General features: G+C 19.4%; 9 protein-coding genes and 1 pseudogene. All 10 read right to left on the bottom strand.

Going from position 1 to position 7,471, the window contains the following annotated elements; translation table 25 throughout:
- Window positions 1-175: 175 nt before the first annotated feature.
- The gene (locus VAMP_RS04135) at window positions 176-1,027 is read right to left on the bottom strand and encodes an FkbM family methyltransferase (protein WP_213349639.1); all 852 of its coding nucleotides are present in this window, start codon (window positions 1,025-1,027) and stop codon (window positions 176-178) included.
- A 32-nt stretch (window positions 1,028-1,059) separates the two neighbouring features.
- Window positions 1,060-1,518, bottom strand: a complete 459-nt coding sequence (locus VAMP_RS04130) for a TrmH family RNA methyltransferase (protein ID WP_213349637.1) — start codon at window positions 1,516-1,518, stop codon at window positions 1,060-1,062.
- 3 nt (window positions 1,519-1,521) lie between these two features.
- A complete protein-coding gene (gene amrB, locus VAMP_RS04125) occupies window positions 1,522-2,271 on the bottom strand; it encodes an AmmeMemoRadiSam system protein B (RefSeq protein ID WP_213349635.1) in 750 nt (249 codons plus the stop codon).
- Between the two features lie 22 nt (window positions 2,272-2,293).
- Window positions 2,294-2,824: a helix-turn-helix domain-containing protein gene (locus tag VAMP_RS04120; protein ID WP_213349633.1), complete on the bottom strand. Its 531-nt coding sequence runs from the start codon at window positions 2,822-2,824 to the stop codon at window positions 2,294-2,296.
- 28 nt (window positions 2,825-2,852) lie between these two features.
- Complete coding sequence (locus VAMP_RS04115) at window positions 2,853-4,130, bottom strand: AI-2E family transporter (RefSeq protein WP_213349631.1); 1,278 nt, start codon at window positions 4,128-4,130, stop codon at window positions 2,853-2,855.
- Window positions 4,118-4,519 carry a ribonuclease P protein component gene (locus VAMP_RS04110; RefSeq protein WP_213349629.1) on the bottom strand — a complete coding sequence of 134 codons (402 nt, stop codon included), beginning with the start codon at window positions 4,517-4,519 and terminating at the stop codon, window positions 4,118-4,120. The genes VAMP_RS04115 and VAMP_RS04110 overlap by 13 nt, the downstream gene beginning before the upstream one ends.
- Window positions 4,500-5,444 carry a DNA polymerase III delta subunit-related protein gene (locus VAMP_RS04105; RefSeq protein ID WP_213349626.1) on the bottom strand — a complete coding sequence of 315 codons (945 nt, stop codon included), beginning with the start codon at window positions 5,442-5,444 and terminating at the stop codon, window positions 4,500-4,502. The genes VAMP_RS04110 and VAMP_RS04105 overlap by 20 nt, the downstream gene beginning before the upstream one ends.
- 30 nt (window positions 5,445-5,474) lie before the next feature.
- A complete protein-coding gene (locus tag VAMP_RS04100; protein WP_213349624.1) occupies window positions 5,475-6,617 on the bottom strand; it encodes a hypothetical protein in 1,143 nt (380 codons plus the stop codon).
- A 78-nt stretch (window positions 6,618-6,695) separates the two neighbouring features.
- Window positions 6,696-7,160: an SsrA-binding protein SmpB gene (smpB, locus tag VAMP_RS04095; protein ID WP_213349622.1), complete on the bottom strand. Its 465-nt coding sequence runs from the start codon at window positions 7,158-7,160 to the stop codon at window positions 6,696-6,698.
- A gap of 35 nt (window positions 7,161-7,195) precedes the next feature.
- A pseudogene (locus VAMP_RS04090) lies at window positions 7,196-7,471 on the bottom strand (glycosyltransferase family 2 protein); the annotation flags it as partial.

The raw sequence follows: 7,471 nt of genomic DNA, 5'->3' as shown, positions 1-7,471 counted from the left end.
ATTATGAATTGGACAAAGAAAAATGGATTGAAATTGAATGAGAAAATGATGAAAATGAAATAGAAGAGGTCAATGATGAATGAGATGAAGATGAAATTGACAATGAATAAATCTATAATAAATTAGTTTTAATAAAAAGCACTTTAAAAATTTATTTAAAGTGTTTTTTTATTTTTTATTTTTTTAATAAAATATTTTTTTGTATATAATTATTATCGTCAATTAAATTAATTTTTTTAAAATTATTGTTAATATCAAATGTTTCAAATCATTTTGAATATATAAATTGAGCAAATCTTAATCAATAATTTTCATCAAAATGATGATAAAATTCAGGAGAAAATTCAAGTATTATTTGTAAATTTTTATTTAAATCAATAAGTTTTTCCATTCATTTCATAGCTTCATATTCAAATCATTCTACATCAATTTTAATAAATTTAATTTTTGATTTATCAATATCCAAATTTAAATCATCAAATCTTTTTATTTTTATTTTTTCTTTATATCAATAATTATGATCTAATAAAACAGAATTATTTCAAATATTGTTTGGATTTATATTTATATCAAATTCTTTATTTTCATTTCAAAGTCATATATTTAAATATTCTATATTTTTTAAATTATTTATTTTTATATTTTCTATCAAATTTTCATAATTACTTTTTACAGGTTCAAAAGAAAAAACTTTTCAAGTATCTCAATTTTTTTTTGATGCTAATAATGAGTAGTATCATAAATTTGCTCATACATCCAAAAATATATCTCATTTTTTTAGATTATTTATAATATATTTTGAAGTTTTTTTTTCATAATATCATCTCATATAAATAATTTTGGTCATATAAGAATTTGAAAGATCAGATTTAAATTTTAATTTTAAATCTCAAATATTTATTTTATATATTTTTTTTCATTTATTAATTTTTTTGATAATCAAATTATGGAAAAATAAAATTTTTCTAAAATTATTATTTTTTATTGTTTTGGAGTTGTAAACTTTTTTAATTATTGAATATAACATAATATATTTTTTATTTTTAAAATAAAATATTTTTACAAATACTTTTTGTAATATTCCCACATTAATATACTAGATGCTTGTCATACATTTAATGATTCTTTAATTCAAAACATAGGTATATAAATTATTTCATCCACAAATGATAAAGTTTCTTGTAAAACTCAATTTACTTCATTTCATAAAACAATAGCTAAATCATTTTTATTTTTTATATCAAAATTATTTAGAGATTTGGCAGATTTATTTATTTCTGATGCAATTAGATATTTATATTTTTCTTTTGCAAATAAAATAGCTTTTTTAGTATTATAAAATTCATAAATTTTAACATTTTTTTCAGCTCAAAGCGAAGTTTTACAAATAGAAGTTTTATTTTTGGGAGAGGGAGTATATCAAGAAATTATAATATCAAAATTGAATGCATCGGCAGTACGAATAATATTTCCAACATTATATGAACTACGAATATTTTCCAATATTAATGCAGGCATTTTTTAACTTACAAAACTAAAATATCATTTTACAGGTTTAATTCAAAAATTTGATGAATTTAAATTTAGTTGTAAAAATGGTTTCATTCACATTTTTTTTGATAAATTTGAATATATTTTTATTATAGTATAATATTTACTCATTGATTTATTTATATTTTTGAGATCAAAATTAATTATTGAATTAGTTAGATTTATATCTATATTTTTATTATATTTATCTGATTCATAAAGATTTGAACTAAAAATAATTCATACAGTTTCATCATTTTCCAAAATATTTTTAAGAAAATTTACTAATTTTATATATTTATTTGTTTTTCAAATAATTATAGGAAAAATAGTTTCAAATTTGATAGTAGTTTTGATAAATGGAAGTTGAGAATCTATATTTTCCATATTAATTTCTTCTTTTTTTCTTAGATTTAAAAAATCTAAATTTGATTTATTTTTTAATTCATTATCTACTGGAAAAACTCATAAAGTATTATATAATTTATTTTCCTGTATATAATTAAATCAATCAATATTCTGATCATATCAAATAATAATAATTTTTTTTAATTTTTTATTTTTTAATAAAATATTGTAAGCTGTAGCCATAATTCATGAAGAATAAATATAATAATCACTAGGACAAAATATAATTCTTGGATTTTTTCCTTCTGGATAATTCCTATAATTTTGTATAGATAAGATAGAATCTATAACCATTTCATGTAAAAATTGTGGATTATTTGGATAAAAAGACATAAAAATATAATAAAAATATAAATTATTTACAATTTGTAATAACAGAAAGAACAAATTTATCAGCCAAACGATATCTTTTTTTGAAGTCTTCACTTGACATAAAAACTACTGCAATATTTTCTATATAAAAATCTGAAAATATATTAGATATATCTTTTTTTATTTGTTGTAATATTTCTTCTTCACATATATTGTATATTACAATAATATCATAATCTATTTTATTACCAAAAACTTTTCATAAAAAAAAATTACTAATTACAGTGTCATATTTTTCAAATGTTTTTTTTAATTCAAATTCTAAACTATACAAAAAAATTTTTCTAATTAGATCAGAAATATCTTTATCTAAATATATAGACCATTTATTAATATCTTTATCAATAAATATAATTCATGCTTCCAAAAGACTATCAACTTGCTTTTTTATTGCACTAAATGACCAATTTAGATCATTTTCCAAAGCTCTCATAGAAATACCTTGTCTTTTGAATAAAAGATATTTTAATATTCATGCTCTTGTTTTACTTCACAAGAATTTTTCTATATTCATAATACATGAATTTTTATTTAATTAAAAATTATTCTTTAATAATATCTTCAAAAATTAAATTAGATATTACAGCTATAGGAACTGACAAAACTATTCAAACAAATCACATTAAAGATCATCAAAGCAACATAGCTATAATTATCAAAAGAGGACTTACTCATAAAGCTTGATTCATAACTAAAGGAACTAATATATAATTTTCAAATCCTTGTATCAAAGTATATATAACAACAATTGTAATAAATCATATAAATCAAAATTCAGAAATAGCTACCAACATAGCAGGTATAGCACCAAGTACAGGTCCCAAAATAGGAATAAATTCAGTTAATCAAGAAATTAATGCTAAAGTAAATTTATTTGGTAAATCCATCCCAAAAAATGATATTGTATTCAATAAAATAAATACTGTAATAAATATAAATATACTTAATAAAAATTGTCATTTTAACCAAAATCATAATTTTTTGTAAAGTTTTTTTAATTTAATTATTACATAATCTTTGTTGGATGACATTGCTCATATAAAATTCATAACAGAATCTTTTTGAAGAGATAAGAATATTGCTAATACAAAAACTAATAATACTTGAGATATAGCAGAAAAAAATCATCAAATTATATTAACGGCAATAGATCATACATTATTTATAAAACCAGTTCATATACTAGCAATTTGACTAATATTATCTTGAATAGCAGTTTGAATCGCTATTATAACACTTCTGTCATTAATTTGATCCAAAATCGTATTTTTCAAAAATCAAGGAATGAAATTTGAATTACTAATTACATACTCCAATCAATTTGATTTTAAATCATTTTGAATTCAAGATATTATATCTATAAATGATTGCATTATATCAGCACTTTGAGCTAATACAAAAGGAATTATTATTATAAATCAACTTAATAATAAAACTAATAATAATAAATAAGAAATTATTATTCATAATACTCTAGGTAAAAATTTTTGAAAGCCTTCAATAAGTATTTCCATAGCAATAGATATTATATATGCAGCAATAATCAAATATAATAAATTTAATGAATTGAAAACTACAAAAGATATATATGCAACCATTGCTCATATCAACCAAAATTTCAAAAATCTACTAGTATCATTTTTATCTGATTTATCTAAATCAAATTTTGGTAATTTTGTTTTTTTATTTTTATTCTCTTCAATTTGTTTATCTATTTTTTCAATTTTTTCAAATTCTTTTTCTTTTTCATTTTTTATATTAGAAATTTTATTCATTCATTTATCTAATAATTTGGTGAATTTATTTTTTACTTGTTTCATAATTTAATGTTAATATTGTTAAAACTAAATCTAAAATTTTCTATAATAGTTTTATATATAACTTTTTTTTCTTTTGTTTCAATCTTTTTTTTAAATTCAGGAATATATTTTTTATTGAATATTACAAATATTTTGTAATATTTGTCACCAAATTTATTTATATCATATGAATTTTCTCTTATATAATGCATAAGAATTCTTTTTATATAATTTCTATCTACTGCAAGTTTTGAAAGTTTAGTTGGAACTTGTATAGAAAATTGATTATATTTTCTATTTGGATATTGTTTATAATAAAAAAAGGAAAAATATTTTCAATAAATAATATTTTGATTTCTAAACAAAAAATTTATATCTTTACGATTCAATCTATTTATTTTCTTTAACATTTAATTTATCTAATGATAACACAAAATAAAATAATATATTCTCTAATCAAACATTAGCTGATAATAATTTTTTACAATAAATTATTTTATCAACTATAATATAATTATTTAAAGATTCATAATAATGAATAAGTCAATCAAATATAATTTCAAGTATATTATATTTACTAAATATTTTTAATATAGAAATTTTTTCATTATAAAATCATTCATATTTTGATAATTTTATAAATTTATCAAAATTATTTTTTATATCAGAAAATGTAAAATCTCACTTACTAAAATCATTTAATAAATGATATGATATTCAAATTCTATTTCAAGACAATTTACACAAAATTTCTTTGGAAGAATCATCAATATTACCAAAATTTTCATCTAAATATTTTTTTAGATTTTCTTTTCAAGATTCTTCAAATTTAATTATATTAGCTCTGGATAAAATAGTATTTAATAAATTTTTATGATTTTGAGTAGTTCATATTAATATTATTTTATTTGTAGATTCTTCAAATGTTTTTAGTAGTGCATTTCCAGCTTCTGCCGTCAATCTATCAATATTTTCTATCAAAAGTATTTTGAAAGCACTAGGTGAAGTTTTACTTAACCATTCTATAATCCATCTTACTGTATAATCAACAACTTTTTCTTTATTTAATAATTCAATACTTTTTAGTTTTCAATCTTCCCCAATTTTTAAAGAATGTTTTTTTCATAAATATTTAGTATAATCTTTAATAACAAAAAAATCACTATCATAATATTTTCATAAATATTCTTTGGCAAGTTTTTTTATTAAAGTTTTTTTTCAAACTCAACTAGCTCAAGATAATATAAAAAAATTTACTAAATCTTCTCAATTAAACAAACTTGAAAAATGTTTTTGTAAAACTTCTTGTCAAATTTCATTTCAATATATATACATATTTTAAATTTAAATATTAAACAATATTGTTTAAAACAATATAGTAAAATCAGATGCAATATTTCTTTCACTTGTAGGTTTTCTCTGTATTATTTTTACTTGATATTCTCAAACTTCTCATATTCAACTTATATTATAAAAACGAGCTGGTACTTCACTTACTCAATCAAATTTAATTTTGTATTCCAAAAAAGGATAAATTCTATTGTTAGAATCATACATAACACTAGTTGCTAATAAATTTACTAATGAAAAACTAATACTAAGATCTTCATTAGTATTACTAAAAATATAGTCAAAATTTGATCCAGAAAAAGCATGATTTGACGGAATTATATTGTTTTTATCAGGATCATGAGAAGGTAAAGATGAAGTAGGATTCATTGAATTATAAAATTCTATTGTTTTATCATTATTAACATGAGTTTCTCTAATAGCAGTATCTTTATTTCACACACTTCCAGCAGCATAACTAACTTCTATACTAGGTTTTAAACTAAAATTATTACTATTATGTTTACCAGATATATCCCAATTTACAACTATATCATTATCTATTCAATCTCATGAAAGATCACAATCAGCCAAAGTACATAATGGATTAGTAGGACCAGAAAATTTATCTTTAATATAAGGAGGTAGTCTAAATGTTGCATCTATTCAATCTAAATTAACAATATTTTTATTTGAAGTAGTGCTTGAAGAATATGCATCATTTTCATTAGTATCATCTAAAGTCAAAATAAATTCTTCAATCATATTATATCAAAGTTTATTGTAATCTTTACTATGTTCATATGTTGTTCAAGTATATTGTAAAGCTAAATCAACATTTCAATCTCAAGCACTAGGAATAGTGATTCATTCTCTAGATTTAATTTCCCAGTACATTGAATTATTTTGAGTTGCAAGTCTTCAATAATCATTTTTAAGATGATCACTATTTGGACCAAAATCAGTTGTTCATGTCCATCATCAAGATCATTCAAATCATGCATCGCGGTATCTTAAAGCTAAATTTCATCTTTCCAATGAAGAAATAGCTCAATAATATGCTATATTATAATTTTTTATATCTCCCATATTTTCTATAAATGGATTAAATAGCGAGTATACAGTAAAAACTATTGCTCAACCTATACTTACTATTATCAAGGCTAATAATATTAACATTTATATAATTATTTAATAATAAAAAAATTAATTGATAATATATTATAATATATTTTTTTTATTTTGCAATTTAAATTTTTAAATTCTTAAATTTTTTATATCTCTTTGAGCTTGTTTATTTACATCCCTTTCTTTAAGAATTTGTTTTTTTTCTACTTTTTTTCTCAATTTGCCAAGTCATATTTCAATTTTTATCAAGTTTTTTTTATTTTCATAAATTTTTAATGCTATCATAGTAAGTCATGTTTTGTGAGTTCTTTCAGCTAATTTTCTTATTTGTCTTTTATGCATCAACAATTTCCTAGTTCCTTTAGGTTCATACCATGAAACTATTTTGAAATTTGTTTTTTTGTATAAAGGAACGGACATATTTGTAATATATATTTGTCCATCATTATAAATTTTTACTATAGATTCTTTTATATTAATATTTCAAGTTTTTATTGCTTTAACTTCAAATCATTTCAATACTATTCAAGTTTCAAATTTTTCTACTATATCATAATTTAATAATGCTTGTTTATTTTTACTTATTATTCTCATAAAATATTATTAATTCTAAATAAATTAAATTTTACTTATCTAAAAAAAAGTTTTTTATAAATTAATTCTATTAATATTTTGAATGCATTTAAATTTTTTTGTCATTTTTTTATACTATAATCAGTATAATTAATATTTACAGGAATTTCTTTATATTCAAACTTATTAATTCTAATACTATCCAAAATTTCAGATGCATAAGTCATTCAATCACTTGTAATTTTAATTTTTTTTAATGCTTGTATATTAATTACTCTATATCAATTATGAGGATCAGAAATCCAAACTCAATTAAAAAATAGTGTTATAAT

Origin of the sequence: Candidatus Vampirococcus lugosii (genome assembly GCF_018420025.1) — a bacterium.
GTDB classification, from domain to species: Bacteria; Patescibacteriota; Gracilibacteria; order Absconditabacterales; family Absconditicoccaceae; genus Vampirococcus; species Vampirococcus lugosii.
Note: the sequence above shows the minus strand (reverse complement) of the source record. Positions and strands in the feature narration are given on the sequence as shown.